19 protein-coding genes and 3 tRNA genes are annotated in these 23,182 nt (G+C 37.1%); 13 read left to right on the forward strand and 9 right to left on the reverse strand.

All coding sequences use genetic code 11. From position 1 onward, the window contains the following. Positions 1-10 precede the first annotated feature (10 nt). The 6 genes from AC3WV0_RS14215 to AC3WV0_RS14240 form a co-directional block, all read right to left on the reverse strand. Complete coding sequence (locus AC3WV0_RS14215; protein WP_488846758.1) at positions 11-352, reverse strand: hypothetical protein; 342 nt, start codon at positions 350-352, stop codon at positions 11-13. Positions 353-447: 95 nt separating this feature from the next. Beyond that, on the reverse strand, positions 448-1,443 hold the full coding sequence (locus AC3WV0_RS14220) for an endonuclease/exonuclease/phosphatase family protein (protein WP_488846759.1): 996 nt from the start codon (positions 1,441-1,443) through the stop codon (positions 448-450). A gap of 6 nt (positions 1,444-1,449) precedes the next feature. Beyond that, a complete protein-coding gene (locus tag AC3WV0_RS14225) occupies positions 1,450-2,178 on the reverse strand; it encodes a rhomboid family intramembrane serine protease (RefSeq protein WP_488846760.1) in 729 nt (242 codons plus the stop codon). Positions 2,179-2,180: 2 nt separating this feature from the next. Beyond that, positions 2,181-3,968 (reverse strand): DNA mismatch repair endonuclease MutL, encoded by a 1,788-nt coding sequence (gene mutL, locus AC3WV0_RS14230; RefSeq protein WP_488846761.1) that lies wholly within the window; start codon positions 3,966-3,968, stop codon positions 2,181-2,183. Between the two features lie 259 nt (positions 3,969-4,227). Further along, the gene (locus AC3WV0_RS14235) at positions 4,228-5,067 is read right to left on the reverse strand and encodes a YoaK family protein (protein ID WP_488846762.1); all 840 of its coding nucleotides are present in this window, start codon (positions 5,065-5,067) and stop codon (positions 4,228-4,230) included. A gap of 26 nt (positions 5,068-5,093) precedes the next feature. Continuing rightward, positions 5,094-5,588 (reverse strand): hypothetical protein, encoded by a 495-nt coding sequence (locus AC3WV0_RS14240; RefSeq protein WP_488846763.1) that lies wholly within the window; start codon positions 5,586-5,588, stop codon positions 5,094-5,096. A gap of 202 nt (positions 5,589-5,790) precedes the next feature. On the opposite strand from AC3WV0_RS14240, the gene AC3WV0_RS14245 reads away from it, so the two are divergent. The 7 genes from AC3WV0_RS14245 (at position 5,791) to AC3WV0_RS14275 (ending at position 13,082) form a co-directional block, all read left to right on the forward strand. Beyond that, positions 5,791-6,699, forward strand: a complete 909-nt coding sequence (locus tag AC3WV0_RS14245; protein WP_488846764.1) for a GLPGLI family protein — start codon at positions 5,791-5,793, stop codon at positions 6,697-6,699. A 140-nt stretch (positions 6,700-6,839) separates the two neighbouring features. Further along, entirely contained in the window at positions 6,840-7,085 is a 246-nt protein-coding gene (locus AC3WV0_RS14250; RefSeq protein ID WP_090001798.1) for a FeoA family protein, read from the forward strand. Next, complete coding sequence (gene feoB / locus AC3WV0_RS14255) at positions 7,085-9,118, forward strand: ferrous iron transport protein B (protein ID WP_488846765.1); 2,034 nt, start codon at positions 7,085-7,087, stop codon at positions 9,116-9,118. The genes AC3WV0_RS14250 and feoB overlap by 1 nt, the downstream gene beginning before the upstream one ends. Further along, positions 9,118-9,270, forward strand: a complete 153-nt coding sequence (locus AC3WV0_RS14260) for a G protein-coupled receptor family protein (protein WP_175443658.1) — start codon at positions 9,118-9,120, stop codon at positions 9,268-9,270. The genes feoB and AC3WV0_RS14260 overlap by 1 nt, the downstream gene beginning before the upstream one ends. An 80-nt stretch (positions 9,271-9,350) precedes the next feature. Continuing rightward, positions 9,351-10,187 (forward strand): DNA damage-inducible protein D, encoded by an 837-nt coding sequence (gene dinD / locus AC3WV0_RS14265; protein ID WP_488846766.1) that lies wholly within the window; start codon positions 9,351-9,353, stop codon positions 10,185-10,187. Further along, complete coding sequence (gene glmM, locus AC3WV0_RS14270; RefSeq protein WP_488846767.1) at positions 10,188-11,570, forward strand: phosphoglucosamine mutase; 1,383 nt, start codon at positions 10,188-10,190, stop codon at positions 11,568-11,570. It begins immediately after the preceding gene. Between the two features lie 123 nt (positions 11,571-11,693). After that, the gene (locus AC3WV0_RS14275) at positions 11,694-13,082 is read left to right on the forward strand and encodes a tetratricopeptide repeat protein (protein WP_488846768.1); all 1,389 of its coding nucleotides are present in this window, start codon (positions 11,694-11,696) and stop codon (positions 13,080-13,082) included. A gap of 56 nt (positions 13,083-13,138) precedes the next feature. Here AC3WV0_RS14275 and AC3WV0_RS14280 read toward each other — a convergent pair whose 3' ends face one another. The 3 genes from AC3WV0_RS14280 to AC3WV0_RS14290 form a co-directional block, all read right to left on the reverse strand. Then, a complete protein-coding gene (locus AC3WV0_RS14280; RefSeq protein WP_488846769.1) occupies positions 13,139-14,029 on the reverse strand; it encodes a DMT family transporter in 891 nt (296 codons plus the stop codon). Continuing rightward, positions 14,016-14,669 carry a leucyl/phenylalanyl-tRNA--protein transferase gene (aat, locus tag AC3WV0_RS14285; protein ID WP_488846770.1) on the reverse strand — a complete coding sequence of 218 codons (654 nt, stop codon included), beginning with the start codon at positions 14,667-14,669 and terminating at the stop codon, positions 14,016-14,018. Before aat ends, AC3WV0_RS14280 begins: the two co-directional genes overlap by 14 nt. A 62-nt stretch (positions 14,670-14,731) precedes the next feature. Next, positions 14,732-15,109 carry a DUF3127 domain-containing protein gene (locus AC3WV0_RS14290; protein WP_066438267.1) on the reverse strand — a complete coding sequence of 126 codons (378 nt, stop codon included), beginning with the start codon at positions 15,107-15,109 and terminating at the stop codon, positions 14,732-14,734. Between the two features lie 179 nt (positions 15,110-15,288). Between AC3WV0_RS14290 and AC3WV0_RS14295 the strand changes: the two genes are divergently transcribed. From AC3WV0_RS14295 to AC3WV0_RS14320, 6 genes are all read left to right on the forward strand, one after another. Then, positions 15,289-15,370: transfer RNA gene (locus AC3WV0_RS14295), tRNA-Leu, on the forward strand. A 6-nt stretch (positions 15,371-15,376) separates the two neighbouring features. After that, a tRNA-Gly gene (locus AC3WV0_RS14300) sits at positions 15,377-15,452 on the forward strand. A gap of 5 nt (positions 15,453-15,457) precedes the next feature. Next, positions 15,458-15,541: transfer RNA gene (locus tag AC3WV0_RS14305), tRNA-Leu, on the forward strand. A gap of 709 nt (positions 15,542-16,250) precedes the next feature. After that, positions 16,251-19,949 carry a hypothetical protein gene (locus AC3WV0_RS14310; RefSeq protein WP_488846771.1) on the forward strand — a complete coding sequence of 1,233 codons (3,699 nt, stop codon included), beginning with the start codon at positions 16,251-16,253 and terminating at the stop codon, positions 19,947-19,949. Positions 19,950-20,027: 78 nt separating this feature from the next. Then, positions 20,028-22,013 (forward strand): phospholipase effector Tle1 domain-containing protein, encoded by a 1,986-nt coding sequence (locus AC3WV0_RS14315; RefSeq protein ID WP_488846772.1) that lies wholly within the window; start codon positions 20,028-20,030, stop codon positions 22,011-22,013. Beyond that, positions 21,937-22,956: a DUF2931 family protein gene (locus AC3WV0_RS14320; protein ID WP_488846773.1), complete on the forward strand. Its 1,020-nt coding sequence runs from the start codon at positions 21,937-21,939 to the stop codon at positions 22,954-22,956. Before AC3WV0_RS14315 ends, AC3WV0_RS14320 begins: the two co-directional genes overlap by 77 nt. Positions 22,957-23,182 lie beyond the last annotated feature (226 nt).

Genomic DNA, 23,182 nt, shown 5'->3' on the forward strand with positions numbered 1-23,182 from the left:
TATCTAAATATTATTCTGTTTTTGGTTCAGAGGTTGAGGGTGGTCCTTCGGCCTTTTGCTTCTTCTCGTCTTCCTCTTTTTTCTTATTTTCTTTTTCCAGCTCTTCTTTGATCTTTCTCTCCTGTTTCTGAATCTTTAAAACTTCTTTTAATGAATCCTGATACTTTTGCGAAGACATTCTGATCTGTTGAGCCACATCGACAGACGTTGCACCGGCGGAAAAAGAATCTACAGCTACAGTATCATAGTTTGCCTTCGGACTGTCCACCGGATAAAGGTCCTGCGGTTCTTTTTTAGAACAAGAAAATGCCAGGCCAGATGAAACCAGGATTATAAAAAATAAATTTTTCATGAGAACTAATTTAGTAGAAATTCTGCAATTACAAATAATGACAAGATAACTTTTATGGTATGTTTTTAAATCATCAGATCACAAAATACAGATGATTATTTTTCGAGCTTAAAAGTAGCCATCACAGGAAAGTGATCCGATAGCTTTACAGACCGGTCTACCTTATAAGTAAGGGGTTTTATATTTTTTGAAGAAAAAATGTAGTCGATTCTTATTGGAAATTTATAATCATGGAAGCTTGTACCACTTCCTTTTCCTGCCTCAACAAAAGCATCCTGAAGACCATCCAGCAAATGATAATACTCGTAGGAATTAGGAACCGAGTTAAAATCTCCAGCCAGAATAACCGGATACGGAGAATTGTCAATACTTTCCCGTATTGAGCTGATCTGCTCCTGATGCATTTTAAAAGTAGGAATAAGTCTTTTGATGACGTTTTTCACTTTCTGCTCGTCTTCTTCACTTTTGCCAACAAGCTTCACCATATTCTTTTTAAACTTAAAAGGCTGAAGATACACATTGATAAACCGATAAATCTTTCCCCTGATCTCAATATCTGTTTGTGAAGCATAGGCATTATTAAAAGTATAATCACTTTCTATAAGCTGTTTTTGCTCAATAATTCTGTGTTTTGAGAAAACCTGGATCACCCAACTATCCGGAGCCTGTTTCAGTCCATCGAAATGATATTTCATGTGCCCTCCATATTCCTGTAGCATAACAATGTCGGCATTCTGACTGCTGATGTAATCATTAATGTGATCTATCCCATAATAGCCACCCTTCGCGTTCATGGTAAGCACTTTCAGGTCAGGAGCTTCGTTTTTCTGTGGAGAATAATTAATCCATCTAATGACAGGTTTAAAAAACATCAATCCTAAGAATAAAAAAACGAATGCTCTTTTCTTCCAGCTAAATATCCAGAATAGCGTAAGGATCACATACGCTGAGATCAATATCGGAAATCCCAAAGAAAGCAGATTAAACCACGGAAAAGTTTTCGGCGGAACATAGGCATTCAGGAGCATTGCTGCCAGCAGAAAAAAAACTCCTATATGTACAACGAAAAGGATGAGACGTAAGACTTTCACAGGACCTTAATTGAATCTGTATAGGTGTTTTCTCCAGTTTCTTGCCAGAAGCCATCCTACCAATGCCCCGCCGACGTGTGCCAGATGAGCTATTCCTCCGACATTCCCAGAAATTCCGAGCCATACGGAACCGATAACAATAATTGGTAATAAATATTTAACTTTCATCGGAATCGGAATAAACATGATGCCGATTTTAGCATCCGGATACAGCGTTGCAAATGCCGCAACAACACCGAAAATTGCTCCTGAAGCGCCGACCATCGGAGAGGTCAATGCATAATAAAGATTTAACGCCTGCTCATTATATGCATATGCCGCAGGATTAAAATCAAACTTATTAAGATCTGCTTTCATAAAAATATCCGAAACATTGATATTTGCATTGGTAAGCTCGGAAGTGAGCTGTTGCACTTCATAAAAATTCCAGAGATTAAATAAGAAAAATGCACCCAATCCGCTTAGAAAATATAAAATAAGATATCGTTTCTCTCCTAATGCCTGTTCTAAAACAGGCCCGAAGCTCCACAGCGTAAGCATATTGAAAAGAATGTGTGCATAGCCTCCATGCATGAACATGTGTGTAATCACCTGCCAAGATCTGAAGTTGGGAGAAAATGGATAAAACGCTGATAAAGAAGCATAAAATTGCGGAAATAAAAAATTCACTGCAATAAATACAACAACATTGATAATGATAATATTTCTCGTAATCGGAGGGATACTGTTAAACATACTTAAAATTTATTTTTAAAATCATTAAACGGAACTTCAAAAAAGCATCTTTTCCCGTTTGGTAAAAATTCCGGGAAACCTAATGCTGTAAAATCTCTGATCAGCTGTTCCGCATCTTTTTTATAGATAAAATCAAATCTAGACTTCGACTGCATCTTATTCCACTGGTTCTGATAATATTGCATGAATTCTTCTTCCGTTTTGTATTCCAGAATATCGAAAAGATTTTCCAGGAACTTCATCACTTGGGTTTCTTTCAGCCCCTCAGGCACAGCATCGATTCTGAGTACGCTTTCATGAGCAATACTCATCTCAAAGCCCAATTCCGGAAGAAATTTCTTGATCGATTTATATTTATTCTTTTCAATCTCATTCATATGATACTCCAGAGAGAAGAGTAATGAATGACTGTTTGTTGTTCCCTTTTTTACGGGTTTTGAATTTTCAGAAACCACCAGCCTGTGCATTCTCCCAAGATCCAGCATTAGGGTTTTATCGCCTTTGTTAAACAGCCAGTAGCCGTTCGGAAGCCTCATCAGGTCCTCATCAAAATCTTCATCTTCAAACAGGTTGATCTTCGAAGGCTCAGCGGAAATATTCTGATGGTACATTTCTGCGAGATTCTGGATTTCTGCCTGCTTCACCCCTCTTTCTTCCAAAAAGGGATTGTAGTCTTTATCTACAATGATTTCCGGCATCTTGACAAATCCGCTTCCACCTCCGTTGCTTTTGCTTGGGAATGTTTTCTGCATGATTTCATCCAGCTGAGGATCCCTTTCAAAATCAAGGCTCGGCGCCACGTTATAGATACCCAGCGATCTTTTGATGGTAGAGCGCAGCAAGGCAAAGATCAGATGCTCATCTTCAAATTTCACTTCTGTTTTCTGAGGATGGATATTAACGTCAATTTTCTCCGGATCCAGCTCAAGGAAAAGGAAAAACGTAGGAATATATCCCGGCAGCAATAACCCTTCAAAAGCTTCCTGCACAGCTTTATTAAAATACGGACTTTTAAAATATCTTCCGTTCACGAAAAGAAACTGCTCCCCTCTCGTTTTCTTGGCGCCGTCAGGTTTAGCAACAAATCCGTGAAGCTTGCACCAGATAATATCTTCTTTAATGGGTATCAGCTGTGGCTGCAGTTTTCTCCCGAAAATATCCACAATACGCTGCATCTGGCTTCCTTTTCTTAATCTGAAAACCGCCTCATCATCATGAAACAGGGAAAATTCAAGATTTTCGTGTGCCAGTGCAACTCTCTGAAACTCATCAATAACATGCCTGAATTCGATGTTATTATTTTTCAGGAATTTTCTTCTGGCCGGAACATTGTAAAACAGATTCTTTACTAAAAAATTGGATCCGTCTGCCGTCTGGATCGGATCCTGAAACTGAAATACACCGCCTTCTATGTAGATATTAGTTCCTATCGTTGCATCTTTCTGCTTCGTTCTCAGTTCAACCTGAGAAACTGCCGCAATAGAAGCGAGTGCTTCCCCACGAAACCCTTTCGTCGCAATTTTGAAAATATCTTCTGTCCCTCTGATTTTGGAGGTAGCATGTCTTTCAAAAGCCATTCTGGCATCTGTTTCCGACATTCCTTTTCCGTCATCCACTACCTGAATCAGGTTTTTTCCGGCATCTCTTACAATCAGTTCAATCTTTGTCGCTTCGGCATCAATGGCATTTTCCAAAAGTTCCTTTACAATGGATGCAGGCCGCTGCACGACTTCCCCTGCCGCAATTTGATTGGCTACATGATCCGGTAAAAGCTGAATAATATCTGACATAAAAAAGTAAATCAACTTACAAAAATAGGGATTCAGAATAAGAATTAAAACAATAAAGCGCTGAATTAAAATTTAATTATCAACATATTAACAGGGTAACCTCAGGGAAAATTCCTGCAAAACAGCTAAAAGAAAGCCTTTTTTTAAAATACAATCCCCCAATTGCACTATACAATTAGAGGATTGATTCACAGCTAGTTTACACAAAATTAATACTGATATTTATATACTTAAATATGAAGTCTTAGGGATAAAAGAATTATTCTTCAAAAATGAGCTTTCTCTTTTTCTCTCTTTTCTCTTTAATGACCGAAGATCCGTGAATCTTATCATAAAGAAAAGCTAACAGATTGGGTTTTTTATAAATTTTACTGTATCTGTATTGGGTATTAAAATGTCTGAGATGAATTTTATAAGCATCATAGCCAATCACAACCAACAAACAAAGACTGATCAGATAGAAGACCCTGAATTCGAGATAATAATAGGTAAGCCCTGAAAAGACCGCTCCCAAAACATAGGCAACCATAATACTCATCAGCAGTTTGGCCCTTCCCACCAATTCACCATTTTTCCTGAATTTTTTCTGCGTAAACATTGAGAACAGAATTCCCAGGTCGGTAGTAGTACCGGTAAGGTGAGTGGTTTTCACGGAAAAATTTGATATACTTGCCGTTAACCCATTCTGCAGACCGGTTGCAAAAAGCATTACAGCCACAAGATACTGCGTTTCTTCAAGGCTTTTCCGGTAATAAAACTGTCCGTAAATTCCTACAAACAGGAGACAGATTATTTCAAGAACGAGGGGCATGGCATGCGCAAAATACTTGCTTCTTTTATTGAAATTGATCACAATAAAGTTTGACACAAATCCTCCGAAGAAGAAAAGGAATATCCATAATCCCACTACAGCAACCTGCGACCAGTTTGCCTTACTGATTTCTGCCGCCAGAATTGCATAATGTCCCGTCACGTTTGATGTAAACGAGAGGAATATCAACAGAGAAGCGATATTTATAGTACCCGCCGTGAAGGCAGTCAGCGTTCCCAGTCTTATGTTGTCTCCCAACGTCCTGCTGTTACTATAATTCCTTAACATTTTCTTTAATTTTAATTATTCGATTTTTATGCTTCTGCAAAGATTTCTGCCAATCTTCCTTTTTCCGGAAGACGCTCGTGAAGCTCTACACAAATTTCACAGCTTTTAAGATCTTTACACTTTTTAATATACGGGATCAGATCAAATTTCCCATTCCCTTTACTTTTGATTGATGGCGAATAGTAAGCCTCCTCAATATTTTCAGCCTTCACATAGTTGTTAAATGTTCTCTGAAAGCTTCCTGTGAAAATATCACACACAATTTTATTGATCAGATGAGGATATTTATTTTTAATAATTCCATAAGCCTCACAAAATTCCTGAGGGCGGAGCTTATTGAAAATCGTGCTTTTCGTATTAAACAGAAGATCTCTGATCGAATCTCCCGTATCATATCCCGAAACCAAAAGAATATTATACTGATTCTTGTCTTCCGAAGCATCTTTCTCTCTCATTACTTTTTTAAGGATATTCAGAGATTCGAGAGAATAATCCGTGGCTATTAAAATCGTCTTGTTCATATTTTTAAGATTTAGGTTCGTATTTATCTTTTTCGATGATACAAAACTAAAATGACCAGATTAAAAGTTCTTTGGAATGAAATTAAAATGTGATTAAAGAGATTAAAATCACATTAGAATATTTTTCTGAAAAAGAAATTGCAAAAAAACTGTAACAAAAACTAAACATTGCTAACTAATATAATATAAACATCCGAAAACAATGAAAAAGCTATTTTCAATATTTTTTATCGCTCTTTTTGCATTTGCAAGCGCTCAGGACAATGATTCTAAAGAAACCGCCAACCGTTTTTTCTATGAGCTTACTTTTAAGCCTAAAAGAGATTCTGCCAAGCTTGAAAAAGTACTGACCGCACTTGATATCGTGAAAGACAAATCTGTTTACAGAGATTATACTGTGATCGGACAGGATTCTATAATGAAAGTGCAAATTGAAGCAATGCAAAAATCAGGAGTTTTCAAAGATTTATCAAAAACCATCAGAATGCCTAAGTTTTCAGAAAAGATCGTAAAGCACTATCCTGATATGAAGGTAGAATACATTGAAAGAATTGCAAGCGGTTTTACACCGATGAGTATTTCTTATACTGAAAACATCAAATTTGACTGGAAAATTTCGAATGAAAAAGAAAAGATAGGCCCTTACAACGCTCAAAAAGCAACTGCTGATTTCGGAGGAAGAAAATGGACTGCCTGGTTTACTACAGATCTTCCTTTTCAGGACGGACCATATAAGTTTTCAGGACTTCCGGGACTTATTGTAAAAGTTGAAGACGACGGAAAAAATTACTCCTGGACATTACAGGGAAATAAAAAAGTTCAGAATTGGGAAGAACTTTCTTATGCAGAAAAAATTTCCGGTATGAGCTCAAAAGTAACCGATATGCCGAGAGAGAAATTTGAAAAAACCTTCAATGACTTTAAAAAAGACCCTTTCGCATCCGCAAGACCAATGATGACACAGGAAATCATGTCGAGAACAATTCCGGGAATGGATGGAACGATTGGAGATATGATGAAGAGACAGGAAAAAATGTACAAGGACTTCTTTAATGCCAACGATAATCCTATTGAGCTTACGGCACCGTCTGTAGATAAGAAGAAAAAATAAACATTCATATTTAATTAATTATATTTAGAATCAACCCAAATGCAAAAATGCATTTGGGTTGATTTCTTTCATACAAACTTGTTATTTAGATTAAATTTAAATAGCGTATATTTGCATACAAAATTTTGGCTTTGAAAGAGATGGGTTTACATAAATTAAGTGGATTTCCCAAAAATAGAATGGGAAAGATTTTAGGGTATGATAACGACAGCCTTAAAATGCCTAACAAAATCATTGAAATGGGGCTTCTTCCGGAAACCTTCTTCAGAATTCTTTATCAGGCCCCTTTCAAAGGGCCGATGTATGTGGAATTCGGTGAAGAGAAAAGCCGTATTGCCCTTCGTGAAGAAGAGGGCAACTTTATTATTGTTGAAGAATTGAATTGATGCAGGGAAATCATAAAAAACAGGTACTCTTAGTCGGAAATCCTAACGTCGGAAAATCAACGGTTTTCAATGCGCTTTGTAATAAAAAGCAGAAAACTGGGAATTATGCAGGCGTTACGGTTGCCAGCCATTCCGGGTATTATACCTATCAAAATGAAGAGGTGGAAGTAGTAGACCTTCCAGGATCTTACAGCATTTATCCGAGTTCGGAAGATGAAGCTATTTTCTCGAAGTTTGTGATGGATAATCAGAAAGATTACGCAGGAGTTATCTACATTCTTGAAGCTTTAAGTCTTAAAAGAGGATTACTTTTATTTCAGCAAATCCAGGATCTTGGAATCCCGATGATTTTGGTAGTGAATCAGATTGATCAGGCTGAAAGAAGAGGAATTTCCATAGACATTCAGAAATTTTCTGATTCTTTGGGAATAAAAATTATCCAGACCAACGCCAAAGAACAGATTGGCATTGATGAAATAAAAGAAGCTGTTTTAAAGAATGATTTCGTAAAAACATCCGTACAGTCTTTTGAAACACCTGCAGAGCACAAGGATTTTATTCATAAAGTCGCCGCACACAAAGGCATTGAAAATGAATACAAAACATGGCTTACCCTGTCATTGGGAACAGATTTAGAAAAAATAAATTCTATTGTCGAACAGATCAATGAGCCTGACTCAAAAAGCCTTGTTCCCAAAAGATTACAGGTACAGGAAACCGTAAGAAGATATCAGCATATTGACAAAATATTATCTGATGTTATTTCTAAAAAACCTCAGTTTAAAGAATTATTAACTGAAAAATTAGATAAAATACTCGTTCATAAATTCTGGGGCTATGTAGTTTTTATGTTGATTTTATTGATTATTTTTCAAAGCGTTTTCTTCCTGGCAGAATACCCGATGAACTGGATCGATGATTTCTTCGCCTGGCTTTCCGCTTTTACAGGAGAACATTTGCCAGAAGGCCCTTTAAATTCACTGATCTCCAACGGAATTGTTCCGGGAATTGGCGGAATTGTGATTTTCGCACCACAGATCGGGATTTTATTGTACTTCCTTTACCTGCTCGAAGATTCAGGATACATGGCCAGGGTAGTTTTCCTGATGGATAGGATTTTACGCCCTTTCGGATTGAACGGGAAAAGTATTGTTCCTCTGGTTTCCGGTACAGCTTGCGCCATTCCGGCAGTCATTTCAACAAGAAATATAGAGAACCTGAAAGAAAGATTATTAACAATTCTGGTAACCCCTTTCATGACGTGCTCTGCAAGGCTTCCGGTTTACAGTATTATTATTGGTTTAATTATTTCAGACGGAGCAATTTTAGGAATAAAATATAAAGCCCTCGTATTAATGGGAATGTATTTATTAGGTTTTGTAGTCGCTTTATTTTCAGCCGCAATTCTTAATAAATTCATCAAAAATAAAGGAAAAACCTACCTTGTAATGGATTTGCCTACCTATAAAAAACCGCTTTTTGGATACGACTTTAAAATGGTTTTGGGAAAAGTATGGGATTTCATTACAGGAGCAGGGAAAATTATTTTCATTGTGAGCATTATCATTTGGTTTCTAAGCTATTTCGGCCCTAAACAGAAACCGGATCAGTTTGTAGCGACCAATGTCGAGCTCGATCATTCTTACCTTGCCAAAATGGGGAAAGGGATAGAGCCTGTGATCGCTCCATTGGGTTACGACTGGAAAATGGGCGTCGGGATCCTGACCAGCTTTGTTGCAAGAGAAGTTTTTGTAGGCACAATGTCTACCCTATACAGCCTTGAGGATGACGCCCCGGAAGTGAAAGTAATTGATAAAATGAGAAGAGATGTGAAGCCGGATGGCGAGAAAGTTTTCAGTTTTGCCACTGGTATTTCGGTCCTTTTGTTTTATGCGTTTGCAATGCAGTGTGTTTCTACACTCGCAGTAGTCTACAGAGAAACCAAAAGCTGGAAATGGACCGCTTTTCAGGTGATGATGATGACAGGTTTGGCCTATTTTGTGTCCATGTTTGCATATCAAATCTTAAAATAATGGATTCTTCATTAGTTTTACAGTATATCATTGTTCTTCTGATTGTAGCATTTGCCTGCTACGCTTTGTTCAGGGTACTTAAAAAGAATTTCGCACCGAAGAAGTTCAGCTCCAAAAGAACAAACTGCGATAAGGATTGCGGTTGTTCATAAAAAAATAATGTTCTTGTGGAAAACTAAACATTATTAGGATTCAGTTTTTACTTATTTTTGTAAAAAATACACAGGAATATATGAAAAAAGAATTGATCGAAGAGCTATTTTTAAAGTTCGAGAATGCTTCACATTTGTATAATGGCATAGAATGCTGGAGCGCAAGAGACTTGCAGGAAATCCTTAATTACACAAAGTGGGATAATTTCCTAAAGGTTATTGAAAAAGCTAAAAAGGCCTGTGAAAACGCAGGAGGAAATATTTCCGATCATTTTGCCGATATCGGGAAAATGATAGAATTGGCCAAAGGAGCACAAAGAGAAATCTCAGATATTGCTTTAACAAGATACGGATGCTATTTAATTGCACAAAACGGAGATTCTTCAAAATCTGAAATTGCTTTTGCTCAAACCTATTTTGCTGTCCAGACGAGAAGACAGGAAATTATAGAAAAAAGACTGTTGGATGTTGAGAGAGTAACGGCAAGGGAAAAATTATCAAAAACAGAAAAGAAACTTTCAGGAATTATTTATGAAAGAGGTGTTGATGAAAAAAGCTTTTCTGTAATCAGGTCTAAAGGGGACCAGGCTTTGTTCGGCGGTTTTACGACAAATGATATGAAGAAAAGAATGAACGTTCCGCAAACTCGTCCATTAGCTGATTTCCTTCCGACATTAACGATAAAAGCCAAAGATTTTGCTACCGAACTGACCAGCCATAATGTGGTTGAAAAAGATCTGAATGGAGATTCTCAAATTACCAATGAACATATAGAAAATAATCTGGCGGTAAGAAAGATATTGGGAGAAAGAGGCATAAAACCTGAAAGTCTTCCAGCATTAGAAGATATCAAAAAAATTCAGCGAAAACTGGAGGGAGACGAAAAGAAAATTCTAAAACAAACTAAGAAAAAATAAATGTCACTAATAAAAAGTATTTCAGGAATCCGTGGAACTATCGGAGGAAAAGTAAATGATAACCTTACGCCACTTGATGTAGTAAAATTTGCCTCTGCATTCGGAACATGGCTTCAGAATAACAACAATAAAAAAGACCTTACTCTCGTTATCGGTAGAGATGCGAGAATTTCCGGGCAGATGGTTTCCTCTTTGGTTACTGCTACACTTCAGGGATTGGGAATTAATGTTATTGATCTTGGTCTTTCAACAACGCCAACTGTAGAAATCATGGTTCCGGAACTGAAAGCCGACGGCGGAATTATCCTTACCGCTTCCCACAACCCAAAACAGTGGAACGCTTTGAAACTGCTCAATAATAAAGGAGAATTCATCAGCGGAGAAAATGGTGCGGAAGTTTTAGCGCTTGCAGAAAGTGAAGATTTCAACTATGCAGAAGTAGATGATCTGGGAAAATATGAAACAAGGGATGATGCTTTTGACATTCATATTCAGCAGATTCTCGATCTGCCGATGGTCGATGTGGAAGCTATTAAGGCTAAAAAATTCAAAGTCGTTCTTGATGCGGTAAATTCTACAGGAGGTATTGCTATTCCGATGCTTCTGGATAAGCTGGGTTGCGAAACGATAAAATTATACTGTGAGCCGACAGGACATTTCCCGCACAATCCTGAACCATTGAAAGAACATTTGGGAGACATCTGTGAGTTGGTAAAAAAAGAGGGAGCAGACTTTGGAATCGTGGTAGATCCAGATGTAGACCGATTAGCGCTAATCGATGAAAAAGGTGAAATGTTCGGGGAAGAATATACGCTGGTCGCTGTAGCAGATTATTTATTGAAGAATAAAAATGGTGTTGCTGTTTCCAATCTTTCTTCAAGCCGTGCTTTGAGAGATGTAGCGCAAAACCACAATTCCGAGTATTTTGCCAGTGCGGTAGGAGAAGTCAATGTGGTGACTTTAATGAAAGAGAAAAATGCAGTGATCGGTGGCGAAGGAAACGGAGGAATAATCTATCCTGATCTTCACTATGGAAGAGATTCTTTAGTAGGAGTTGCATTATTTTTAACGCATCTGGCAAAAGAAAACAAAACGGTTTCTGAGCTAAGAGCGGGATACCCAAGTTATTTTATGGGTAAAAAGAAAATAGAGTTGACTCCGGAGATTAACGTAGATGATATTTTAACTAAAATGGAAAAAGAATATCAAAATGAAGAGGTATCCACGATAGACGGCGTAAAAATAGATTTTGAAAACAACTGGGTTCACCTGAGAAAATCTAATACGGAGCCTATTATCAGGATTTATACAGAGGCTAAATCACAAGAGGAAGCCGACCGGTTAAGTGATGAAATGATAGCTAAAATCAATAGCTTGATTTAATAAAAATTAACATCTGTTTCATCATTTTAATCGTATTTATTATTAAATTTAAAACTAAGATTTTCAGAAGCGAGTATTAGTATATCTCATATCTCTGGTCTTAAATCTTAAAACTGTTTTATATTGGAAGAATATTTTGGAAATGAACTTGTAAAAAAGTTCGAGGAAATGATGGAAAATAATGATGAATTCTACTTTGACACAGAAGAATTAGAAGACATTATTGTTTATTATCTGGAGCTGGGAGATTTTAATTATGCAGATACTGCAGTCAATTATGGTCTGAAGCTTCATCCCAATTCCTTAGACATCAAGATCAAAAAACTTGAAATTCTTTTGGAATGGGAAGATTATAATACGGCAAAAGAGCTGATCGATGAATTGAAAGGTTCTTCTATGGAAAACACAGATTTTTTGGTCTGCTATGCAAAGTATTATTCGAATTTGGGAAATCCGAGAAAATCGATTGATATCTGTAAAAAAGCTTTAGAGCTGAAAGAAGAAGAAAATTTTCTCCACAACTTTATTGCTGATGAATATGTGAATCTTGGAGATCCTTTTAACGCTCTTAAACATTATAGAAAAGCCCTGAAAGAAGATCCAACCGACGATTATGCGTTGGAAAACTGTATGGTGTGCTTTTCAGATTTAAATAAGAGTGATGAGGCAATTGCCTTTCTGAATGAATATCTCGATGAATATGCCTATTCTGAAATTGCCTGGTTTGAATATGGACAATTTTACTTTAATAGGAAAAATTACGAAGAAGCGATAAAAGGTTATGATTATTTACTGGCCATCAATTCAAGTTCAGTAGGAGTTTATGCCAATAAGGCAGCTTGTTATGAAGCATTGGGTGATTATAAAAAAGCAATTGCCGTTTATGAAGAGATGCTCGAACTGGAATACACAAAAGCATTTACATTCTATAAAATCGGACTTTGCTATAAAGCTTTAAAACAACCGATTGTTGCTTTAAATGCTTTTCAGAAATCATTAAGAGAAGATCCACAGTTTTATCTTGCGATGATGGAGCAATCTTACATCTATGAAGAAATGGGCGGAATGACAGAAGCCTTACATTTTGCAAGAGAAGCGACTCATCTTAATGAAAATAATCTTGATTACCAGAAAAGACTGGCCTTCCTTTTCATTGATGCCGGAAAATTTGAGGAAAGCCTGGCTTGCCTTAAAAAGCTGGTAGAAGCAGAACCTTCAAGATTTTACAACTGGTATGCCTATTCTGAAGTCTTGATGTTATTAGGCGAATATGAAGAAGCTATTTTGGTTTTAAATAAAGCCGTAAAATCGCATCATAGAGCAGAATTATACTATCAGCTTAGCAATTGCTACTTCAACCTGAAAGATCAGGAAAAAGGGAAAGATACACTGATGTATGCTTTGGAACTGGATCCTTCTCTGGTTTCAGATATGCAGAAGAAATATCCTTTTATAAAAGATGAAGTAAAGAAGGCTAAAGCAAAAGTAAAGAAGAAAAACTCTGAAGGATAATAAATCAAACAATTATTAAACCTGTAATAGAAATCCCGCAAAAAAGAATGCGGGATTTATTTTTTTATAACACCCGGTTTACTCCGTAGAAAGATCAGACCACCTATAATAATTCCCGCTCCGGCAAACTGCAAAGCAGAAAGCTTTTCACCATCAAGAATTCCCCAGATAATGGCAACGATAGGCATCAGTAATGTTACTGTAGACGCAAATAGAGGAGATGATACTTTCAGCAGGCGGTAATTCATCATCATTGCTAATCCGGTTCCAAAAACAGACAGTAAACTTACAAACATCAGCCCTGTCATATGATCCTTATCAACGCTGAATGTTGAAAAGAATCCTGTAAAAACAAGTGCTATCAGTGAAGGTATAAATAACACAAATGAAAAAACAAAAGCCGATAAAACCGTGGAAGAAACTTCCATTAATTTAGATTTTACAGTAGTAGTGCTTACCGCATAGCATAAAGTTGCCAACAAAAGCAACAGAATAGGAATCAATTTAAATGTTCCACTTTCCGCATTACCACCGAAAGCCAGCAGACAAACACCGGTAAAGCTTATCAAAGTTCCCGTTATTTGCCGATTTGTGGTTTCAAAGTTCCACACCAGAGCGCCGACAATGATCACGAAGATCGGCATCATAGAATTCACAATTCCGGCAATACTGCTGCTGACTTCAGTTTCTGCAATAGGAAAAAGGAACATAGGAATAAAATTTCCCGTAAAAGCAGCGAGCAAAAGCCATTTCAGGTGTTTTTTCGGAAAGAGCTTATATTTGGAGATCGCAATAGGCATCAGGATAATTCCGGCAATAAGAACCCTCAATGCGCCTACCTGATACGGGCTAAAGTGATCCAAAGATTTTTTAATTAAAATAAAAGATGATCCCCAGATCATACTCAGGAAGATCAGAAGAATCCATTTTTCTCTATCTGCGTTCATTATTTTTATGTAAAATTTTCAGAAATTCCCTCTTGGGAATCATCCTTGCACCAAGACTTTCCAGATGATCAGTATGAGACTGGCAATCAATCAGTTCAAGTTCTTTTCTATGCGTTTCAACAAAATGAATAAATCCTGCTTTTGAAGCATTGCTTACTTTCGCAAACATGCTTTCCCCACAGAAAACATTTCCGATCTGAAGTCCATAAAATCCGCCTACCAGTTCATTGTTTTGCCAGACTTCGATACTTTTCGCCAAACCGTATTCATGAAGCTTAATAAAAGATTCCATCAATTCATCCGAAAGCCAGGTTCCTGACTGCCCTCTCCTGCTGATCTCCTGACAGTTTTTTATCACCTCTCTGAAGTTTTGGTTTTCAGAAAATGAAAAAACCTGCCGGTCCAGAATTTTCCTCATTGATTTTGAAACTCTAATCTCATCAGGAAACAGTACAAACCTTGGATCGGGGCACCACCAGAGAATTTCCTCACCCGGATTGTACCAGGGAAAAATACCGTTCTGATAGGCAAACCATATTCTTTCTACCGAAAGATCTCCTCCGAAAGCTATTACGCCTTCGTGCCCGTCATACCGTTCCGGATCGGGAAAAGAAATCTCGTTTTCGTCTAGTCGAATCATTTTTTCAGGAAAAAAAATCCCACTTAAGAAAGCAGGATTTGTATTTCAATAGTATTTTTTAATTAAAATGGCAAATCGTCATCATCGTCTCCGGCGAAAGGATTTTCATTGGAAACAGAAGATGCAGACTGAGAAGGTGCTGCCTGTGTAGGTTCTGAAGCATTATCAGAAACTTTCTCTACTCTCCATCCTGTAATAGAATTGAAGTACTTCGTTTCGCCCTGCGGAGAAACCCATTCTCTCCCTCTGATATTGATTCCTACCTTTACGTTTTCGCCTTCTTTCAGATTATCCAATAAACTGATCTTATCAGACAAAAATTCTATGTTTATCGGCTGTGGATACTGCTCCTGAGTCAAAATAACCATTTCTCTTTTTTGGAAACCGCTCGCAAATGTCTGAGCATCAAAAAGTTTCTTTACCGTTCCTTGTAATTCCATATCATATTAATTAACGATGTAAAAGTAATAAAATGAAATGTAATAAAGGGGGTCGGACATAAAAAATGTAAAAATTTTAATTTTTTTCCGGGAAAGTTTTGGAGGTAAAAGAATTTATTCTATCTTTGCACCACTGAAAACGAGAGAAGCTCTTTAAAATACAGTAAAAATAAAAACACGCGGATGTGGTGTAATTGGTAGCCACGCCAGACTTAGGATCTGGTGCCGAGAGGCGTGGGGGTTCGAGTCCCTTCATCCGCACAGTTTGCGAAAATAGCTCAGCTGGTAGAGCACAACCTTGCCAAGGTTGGGGTCGCGGGTTCGAATCCCGTTTTTCGCTCCACGCCTGCCCTGGTGGTGGAACTGGTAGACACGCAGGACTTAAAATCCTGTGCCTCTTTTGGCGTGCGGGTTCAAGTCCCGCCTGGGGTACTAGCTGAATATCAGCATACAAGCTCTCTTTTTAAGAGGGCTTTTTTTATGCCCAAAAATCAACATTCCAGATTTTCGTTTTTAAATGGTTTAAAATAATATACTTTTATGTTCTCAGATCATTAAAATTGCCGTAGCCAGGAATTCTGTCACCAATTTATAACATTTCTTGCTTCAAACTGACACCAAGCTGCTGGTTCCAACTTTTTAAAAAGCACTTTTTTATATTAATATTCATCAACGATCGTACTCAGATCAAAATTAATATTGTTTAAATGATATGAGCGTTTGTGGAGTTACTCTGCCAGATAAAAAAAGCGTTCCATTGGGAAGGCCAAAAACACAAATGCTACTAAACTGCATTACTGCAACTTCTCTAGCACTATAAAAATAGTAAAAAATTACTCAATAGAAAGGCAAATAATTTCTGTCATGAATGCCTTATAAATTCTTTTATCTGATTATCAGAATTCTGCAATTTCTCTCGCAAAATTTCAAAAAATAAATTTAACACGTCAACTTCTGTCGCTTTGTCAATGGATATTTGCAATGTAAAACAATAAAAAAGATGAAATTCAAAATTGAAACTTCCGGTGGATATACTTTAGCCTGAAGACCACCTAAAAAAATAAGGCTAAAAACCTGAAGCGATTCTGCTAAAAAGATACTTCAAATCTTAACCTATATAAAACTAAACAAATTTACACAAATGTCAACAAACAACAATGCGTCTCAGACACTATTCAGATTCGTAAGCTTAAGAAACCCACAATTAACAGAAACCAAAGAAAAAAATCTAGGATTTATTCACAGGCCGAAAAAAATAACCGGTGTTTTTGATACTGCCGTTGCAGGAAAATCTTCAAGAGCTTCAAAACTTGGAGAAATGATGAAAACAGCAGCAACATTCAGCAATACGGGATTTGATACTGAAAAAAATATCGAAGAAGGCGAATTCGGAAGACTTCTGATCATTGGGAGAAAGATTTCTAAAAAAGAAGAAATTCAATCTGATGAATGGACGTACGTTAAAGATTATTACAAGAATCTCATTGATACCAATAAAGAACTGACAACAAAGGGGATTAATGTATTTTCCAGCCTTTGGAACAACTATATTTTCCAGATTGTAACCCAGGGAGATTTCTATGTGAAAGAAGCAATCAGCCATATTTTGATGGCCATTCATCTTGGTTTTGCGCAAAGTATGAATTTAACGGATCCTGAAATTATCAAAATCAACGGTGAAAAGCCATTGGAAAAGGCCTTGGACGGGAAAATAGTATTGCCAAAATTATTATTCTCTGAAGATAGCGCTAATGTGGCATCTGCAACTTCAAGAACTGCGTCAGGATCCACAGCTGCCCTAAGCACAAAAACAACACAGAGATTAGTATCTGAAGCACAAACTTTAGTAACCGCCAACAAAGCAATTCATCAAAAGGAAGCACTGGAAAAGCTTTACGCAGAACTGGAAAAACTTCAGAAAGAATATCATAAATTAAGACACCAGGCTTATCAGGATCAGTTCACAAGATACCAGGAAGAAAACAGAGAAGCGCTGGATGTCTACGCAATGAAATTGGCTGAGATTAAAACTAAGATTACGGAAGAAACCCCTGAAGGAGAAAAAATCCTTCTCTACGATGAATTAAGACGATATGAAGTAAAACCTTTTGAATTCTCTTATAAAAACGAAATCAATTTACCGGACTTAAAAGCCAATCTGTCAGCTGGATCTTTTGATACATTCATCAAGCTTTTTGCGGCATTTGACCATAAAAAAGCGTTTGAAGAAGTTGCAAAAGAAGGGATCAGAATCCTTTCGGACAAAACCCTGAGGATTGGTTCTCAAGACATTAACCTTAATGATGAGTTGCAAACTTACACTGATGCTTTAAATATCGTCGGAAGCAATATTTCTTCTTCCTTACAATCTGCATTGGAAAATTCTCCCCTTCAGCAACAGCAGTATATCAATCTTGCCGGGGCATCTGTCCCTGTAGTACAAAGTGCTTCAAGGATGCCAATGGCTTATAGCTTTTTTGCTCATAATGGTTATGGACTTTTAGGTAACGGAGGATTTATTAATTTTTCCTTTGAAGTCGAAGATACTTCATGGAATGTAGCTACAGCAAAAATTATTACCACCACCGATACAGCAGGAAGTTTTGAAGAAAGTTTCAGCAATATTCCGGTTATCAATGATAAAATTACATTGCCAACCAGCCTAATCAACAAGTTCAGGGTGAGTCTTTCTTTCCGAATAGAAATTATTTTTGATAATGGAAGCGTGGCCTATGTAGACCTGGGAAATCAAATTATTAAAGAAGACCTGAGCCTTACCGGTATGCTTACTTTAAAAAGAGGTGTAGCAGAAAATTCGGGAGAGGCTGAAAACATAAAAATTCAGAAGCGTAAAAATTTCGGGATCAAAAGACTAGGAGTTGCAGATTATCTGAAAGTGATACAGAGTGTTCATGCATATGTTCCGGGGGAGGTGTCTAATATTGAAAACGTCATGGCAAGCGAGCTGAGACATAAATCTTCCGTTGCCAGAGACTACTCCGAAATTACAGATACAACATCAAAATCTCAGGAAACAGAAAAAATCTCCGATACTTCCAAAACGTCCAGAACAGATATGCAGACGGAAGTGGCGAAAGAACTGGATAAGCAACAAAGCTTTCAGGCGCATACAAGAGCAAGCGGAAAAGCCTGGGGATGGACGTTGGAGACGGGTGCAGATTATGCCAACAACACAGCACAGCATGACAGTACGAGACAGGCGGTTGCCAAATCTCAGGAAATTACGGAAAGGGCAATGGAAAGGGTGTTGACCAAAGTGTCTGAGGAAAGGGTACAAAAAATTATCAAAGAATATACGGAAACCAATGTTCATGAGTATGACAACAGAGGAAAAGTAACTAAAACGGATGATGCCGAAGCAGCACAGCCTAAACACATTACAGGGGTGTACCGATGGATTGATAAGAAGATGAAAAACCAGATTTATAATTATGGGGTACGTACCATGTTTGAATTTATGGTTCCCGAACCTTCAAGACTGCATCGCCTGGCGGTTGCTGTTTCTAAATCCCAGGTGTTGACGGCCCCGGTAGATCCGAGAACGGCTCCGGCTCCTAATACAATGAATGGTCCCAAAACAGCGACTAAAGAATTGCTGCAATATTGGGCAGGAATCTACGGAATAACACTCACTAGCCTACCGCAGGAGAAAATTCAGCATGTAATAGGACTGCAATATATCAAGCTCAGCGGAGACTGGGGCGCTAAAATAATGATGCTGGACATGCCTCAAAATTATGCCGGGAAAAAGGTAAAAGTAAATTACGGCTATGACAGGCGGGGAATGAGTGTGGATAATTTCCAGGGTGGAATGTTTGACCTTCCGGATGTAGGACGTGGTTCCAACGACGGGAGCTATAATGTGAATGGATTGAACATAACCGGCTCATATCCGTTCAACTATCATGGGCGTGGTGCAGATTCTTTTAATGTTTCTTTTGTATTTGAATGTGAACTTTCTGACGATTATATGCTTCAGTGGAAAATTGAAAACTTCAACGCCATCATCAAAGCGTATGATGAAGCATACAAAGCATTTCAGGAAGAGCAGGCAAAACTGGATGCTGAATATAAGGAAAAAGAAGCCGAAGCGAAAGAAAAGGAAGGAAACTTCTACCGTTATATGGAGCATGATACGTTAAAGCACAACTGTATCGCTTATCTGTTGCAGGATTACCTGAATACACTTGGACAGGAAACGACAAATGCGCTGAATGACAATACTAAAATGGATAATTTCCAGGTGTATTTAAATGATAACCTTGATCAGTATGCTGCGTTGGCCAAGTTCATGGAGCAGGCGTTCGAGTGGGAAATCATGGATTATACTTTCTATCCGTATTACTGGGCAAACCGCAAAAGCTGGCAGGAATTCTACCTTACCGAAAGTATGGATCCTCTTTTCAGAAGTTTCCTTCAGGCGGGAATGGCAAGAATTATCGTCACCGTAAAACCTGGCTTTGAAACGGCTGTACAATTTTTCCTGGAAACAGGCATCATCTGGAATGGTGGGGCCGTTCCTGTGATCGGAGACCCAATGTACATGAGTATTGTGGATGAAATGCGACAGCCTACCGGCAAACCGCAAGGAAAATACTGGATCACGAGAGTTCCTACGACGCTTACGATTCTTCAGGCATCTTCTACCGGATTACCTGTAGAACAGCCGCTTCCAATCTTCATTGAAAAAGATCCGAAGAACTGTGAGAATCCTGAAGAATTGGAGTTTGAAACAAGCTTTTCTTTGGATAAGGAAGCCCAACTTTCTCATAGCGATGGGACAACAACATTGCCAAGTACTATTATTAAACCTATATAATTAAAACAGGCAATTTTTAAGGTTGAAAGTGGTGGGAAACCACCGCTTTCTTTTTTATTAACTTATAAATTCACAAAAATGAAAACAGGAAATATAGGAATACGAAATCTTGCGGATATAGGTGTCGCTGATATCGATCCATATGAGACAGATAAAAGGAAATATAAGGCTTTTGAAAAAACAGAAAAAGTAAAGCTGCGTATTGGGGTGTTCTTTGATGGGACAGGAAATAACAGGTATAATTCTGATGCCGCCTACTATAAACGAAAAACCAAAAATAAACCGATAGATGAGGGCAGTATTATTTATGATAAAATTAAAACTGAGGGCAGCAGCTACTGGAATTCATATTCTAACATCGCTCTTCTTCATGATTTGTATGAGGAGAAAAAAGATCGAAGTAAGGAACAAAACCCTAAATTTCAATATTTACAATTAAAAGTCTATGTCCAGGGAATAGGTACTTTACGAGATAAAGAAGATGATATGTTAGGCGCAGGGCTGGGAGAAGGAAAAAGAGGTGTTATTTTAAGGGTTGAAGAAGCTTGTAAAGACATTGCTGACAATATAAAAGCAGCATTAAACAACATAAAAAATAAAAACCCGTTGGAAATTATTTCCATACAATTTGATGTTTTTGGCTTCAGCAGAGGAGCAGCTGCAGCAAGGCATTTTTGTAATGAGGTATTGAAAACAGGAAGAGATACTAATACTGAAAGCAGGAGTACTTCTACAAATATAAGACGGCCTGTCATTAAAAAATCTGAAACACCGAAAGATTTTAGCGCAGAAGTTAGGCAATACAAAGCAGACGGAACAAAAAAAGTCAATGACAATACTCAAGTCGTTCCTCAGATCAATGCTCCTATTACAAATGTATTCACAGGAGGGAGCTTAGGAATATTTCTTAAACAAAGAAATATAAATTATCCAAAATTTAATGTAAGTATCGAATTTTTAGGAATATTTGATACTGTAATCTCCCAAATGTTGGAAAAAAAAGGAATTATTGACGAGGCAAGAAATCCTATAATACAATCTTTGATTGCTCCTTTTAATCCCGTCATTCCCATATTCTCCGGTCCCGCATTAGGAGTAGCATTAATAAAAAAAGTAAACCCAACACTTTCTAATCCTAATATCAAGAAGATATTGCATCTGAAGGCACAAACTGAATGGCGTGAGAATTTCCCGGTAACACCTATAGGAAAATTTAATGGAGTACATGCTAAAGAGCTTACTGTATTAGGAGCGCATTCTGATGTAGGAGGTGCTTATTGGCAAACTGAAGCGGAATTGAATACATTGCATTTTTTTGATTTAGGCGTAAATGCATCTTCAGCAGAAAAACAGAAACTGGAACAGCAGAAAGAATTTCTGCGCAACTGGTACATTTCCCAACATCTTTGTAGTAATCAACAGATATATTGGAAAATTTTTCATCACGTACTATCATATGAGGGACAAATTGGGGAACATCCGTCTACAACTAAAAAAGAACTTCTGGAAGAAACTTTTATGGGAAATAGCACCGTTAAAACAATGGGAAACAGAACCTACGTACTACAAGGTTATCACCATAAACTATTATCTAAAAGACCGTTGAATAATAAACTATCGTTGGTCTATATGAATGTCATGAAATATATAGCTTTGCATTATGCAGATGTGCCATTTACATTCCCAATAAAAGATACCCCTCACCCAGAAGAATATATACTTCCGGAGGGAAATGGCGAAGAGCAGGATCTGAAAAACTATCAGGGTCTTCTTATTAAGGTAGCAGAGGACGGTTGGACTAATAGAGAAGGAAAAGTCACTACCTACCCCTTACTTGTGAATAATGAAGGATATTATAAGCTTTCGGCAGAAATGTCTCAGTACATTTTAGAGAATTTTGTACATTTATCGGCAAACTTCAACTCACCTTTGAAAGATGCGTTGGATCATTATAATTTAGCATATGCAAACGTACCTCAATTCACTGATGAAAAAGAATTTAAAAACCCTCCTTACGAAAGGAAATCTTATAACCCTGAACTTCTTGGGTATGATCTTTCTTAGCACATTATTATCTTCCTGTCAAAAAAATAAATATTCTTGGGAGCCTGGAATTTCCGCTCCCAAATATTATCCTGTTGGAGATGTAAAAATAGACTTTGGAAATGCTGGCCATGGAAGTCTTACTAATTTTGATAATGGATGGGGTAATGAATATGGAGGGGTTGTGTCCGGTGAAAAAATTAAAGATATTCCTAAAGAAGTCTATATTCATTATATAAGTGCTGCCGAAAATTTACAATATAATGGTAAAGTCCAACTTCCACAGGAAAAAATAATTCGTTTATTCCAAGAGTATAATATAAATAATAAAAACTTTGCCCATTTAGTAGTTGGTATGGCACCAGGCGGCTGGATACGGGTTTGGTTTACCACGATTGATAAACAAATTGAAGTAGCAAAAGCAAAATTAATCGGAACAGAAGATAATACCCTAGGAGAAGGATTTAGATACAAAAAGTCTGAATATTGGAAAAAATATAAAGATTACTGGCAACATCATGGAATTCCTTATGAAGCATGGGCAAATAATGAAAAAGAATACGATATAATTTTTGATTTTAATAAAGCTAATCCAAAAAATGAAGTTACAGACCCTCAATATTCTTCCTTAGATGGAACATTATATTACAGAACTCCTATCGATAGCCTTCTAAAAAGAAAACTTCCTGCTGATCTTGTTGCTGTTTGGAAATCCAAAAACAATAATGTGTATTATGATACTCATGTAACATTTCCTAAGAACTTTTCAAAAATTATTGAAAATAGAAAGCTCAAAAAAGTGATTATTACTTTAGAAATAGAGAATGATGACCAATATGGAATTTTGTATTTAACATCAAACAATAAGAAAGAAAAATTGTTGCGCTTTAAGACATATCCTTCAAAAGATAAAATTTTAGGAAACAGTAATTTTTCTAAGGATATAGAATACTTTATTAAATAATTTTCTTGAAAAAAATATAAAGACACGGTTCAACCCTCGTGTCTTCTGTTTGTTATTTACAGATATTAAAAATGCTCACAGATGAAAAAGAATTTAAAAACCCTCCTTACGAAAGGAAATCTTATAACCCTGAACTTCTTGGGTATGATCTTTCTTAGCACATTATTATCTTCCTGTCAAAAAAATAAATATCCTTGGGAGCCTGGAATTTCCGCTCTATCAATCC

This window comes from Chryseobacterium sp. 27AL (assembly GCF_057815395.1).

What these genes read in the sequence shown, in the direction of transcription:
- AC3WV0_RS14215 (WP_488846758.1), bottom strand. Translation starts at nt 352, where the DNA reads ATGAAAAATTTATTTTTTATAATCCTGGTTTCATCTGGCCTGGCATTT.
- AC3WV0_RS14225 (WP_488846760.1), bottom strand. Translation starts at nt 2,178, where the DNA reads ATGTTTAACAGTATCCCTCCGATTACGAGAAATATTATCATTATCAAT.
- mutL (WP_488846761.1), bottom strand. Translation starts at nt 3,968, where the DNA reads ATGTCAGATATTATTCAGCTTTTACCGGATCATGTAGCCAATCAAATT.
- AC3WV0_RS14235 (WP_488846762.1), bottom strand. Translation starts at nt 5,067, where the DNA reads ATGTTAAGGAATTATAGTAACAGCAGGACGTTGGGAGACAACATAAGA.
- AC3WV0_RS14240 (WP_488846763.1), bottom strand. Translation starts at nt 5,588, where the DNA reads ATGAACAAGACGATTTTAATAGCCACGGATTATTCTCTCGAATCTCTG.
- AC3WV0_RS14245 (WP_488846764.1), top strand. Translation starts at nt 5,791, where the DNA reads ATGAAAAAGCTATTTTCAATATTTTTTATCGCTCTTTTTGCATTTGCA.
- AC3WV0_RS14250 (WP_090001798.1), top strand. Translation starts at nt 6,840, where the DNA reads ATGGGTTTACATAAATTAAGTGGATTTCCCAAAAATAGAATGGGAAAG.
- feoB (WP_488846765.1), top strand. Translation starts at nt 7,085, where the DNA reads ATGCAGGGAAATCATAAAAAACAGGTACTCTTAGTCGGAAATCCTAAC.
- AC3WV0_RS14260 (WP_175443658.1), top strand. Translation starts at nt 9,118, where the DNA reads ATGGATTCTTCATTAGTTTTACAGTATATCATTGTTCTTCTGATTGTA.
- dinD (WP_488846766.1), top strand. Translation starts at nt 9,351, where the DNA reads ATGAAAAAAGAATTGATCGAAGAGCTATTTTTAAAGTTCGAGAATGCT.
- glmM (WP_488846767.1), top strand. Translation starts at nt 10,188, where the DNA reads ATGTCACTAATAAAAAGTATTTCAGGAATCCGTGGAACTATCGGAGGA.
- AC3WV0_RS14280 (WP_488846769.1), bottom strand. Translation starts at nt 14,029, where the DNA reads ATGAACGCAGATAGAGAAAAATGGATTCTTCTGATCTTCCTGAGTATG.
- aat (WP_488846770.1), bottom strand. Translation starts at nt 14,669, where the DNA reads ATGATTCGACTAGACGAAAACGAGATTTCTTTTCCCGATCCGGAACGG.
- AC3WV0_RS14290 (WP_066438267.1), bottom strand. Translation starts at nt 15,109, where the DNA reads ATGGAATTACAAGGAACGGTAAAGAAACTTTTTGATGCTCAGACATTT.
- AC3WV0_RS14310 (WP_488846771.1), top strand. Translation starts at nt 16,251, where the DNA reads ATGTCAACAAACAACAATGCGTCTCAGACACTATTCAGATTCGTAAGC.
- AC3WV0_RS14315 (WP_488846772.1), top strand. Translation starts at nt 20,028, where the DNA reads ATGAAAACAGGAAATATAGGAATACGAAATCTTGCGGATATAGGTGTC.
- AC3WV0_RS14320 (WP_488846773.1), top strand. Translation starts at nt 21,937, where the DNA reads ATGAAAAAGAATTTAAAAACCCTCCTTACGAAAGGAAATCTTATAACC.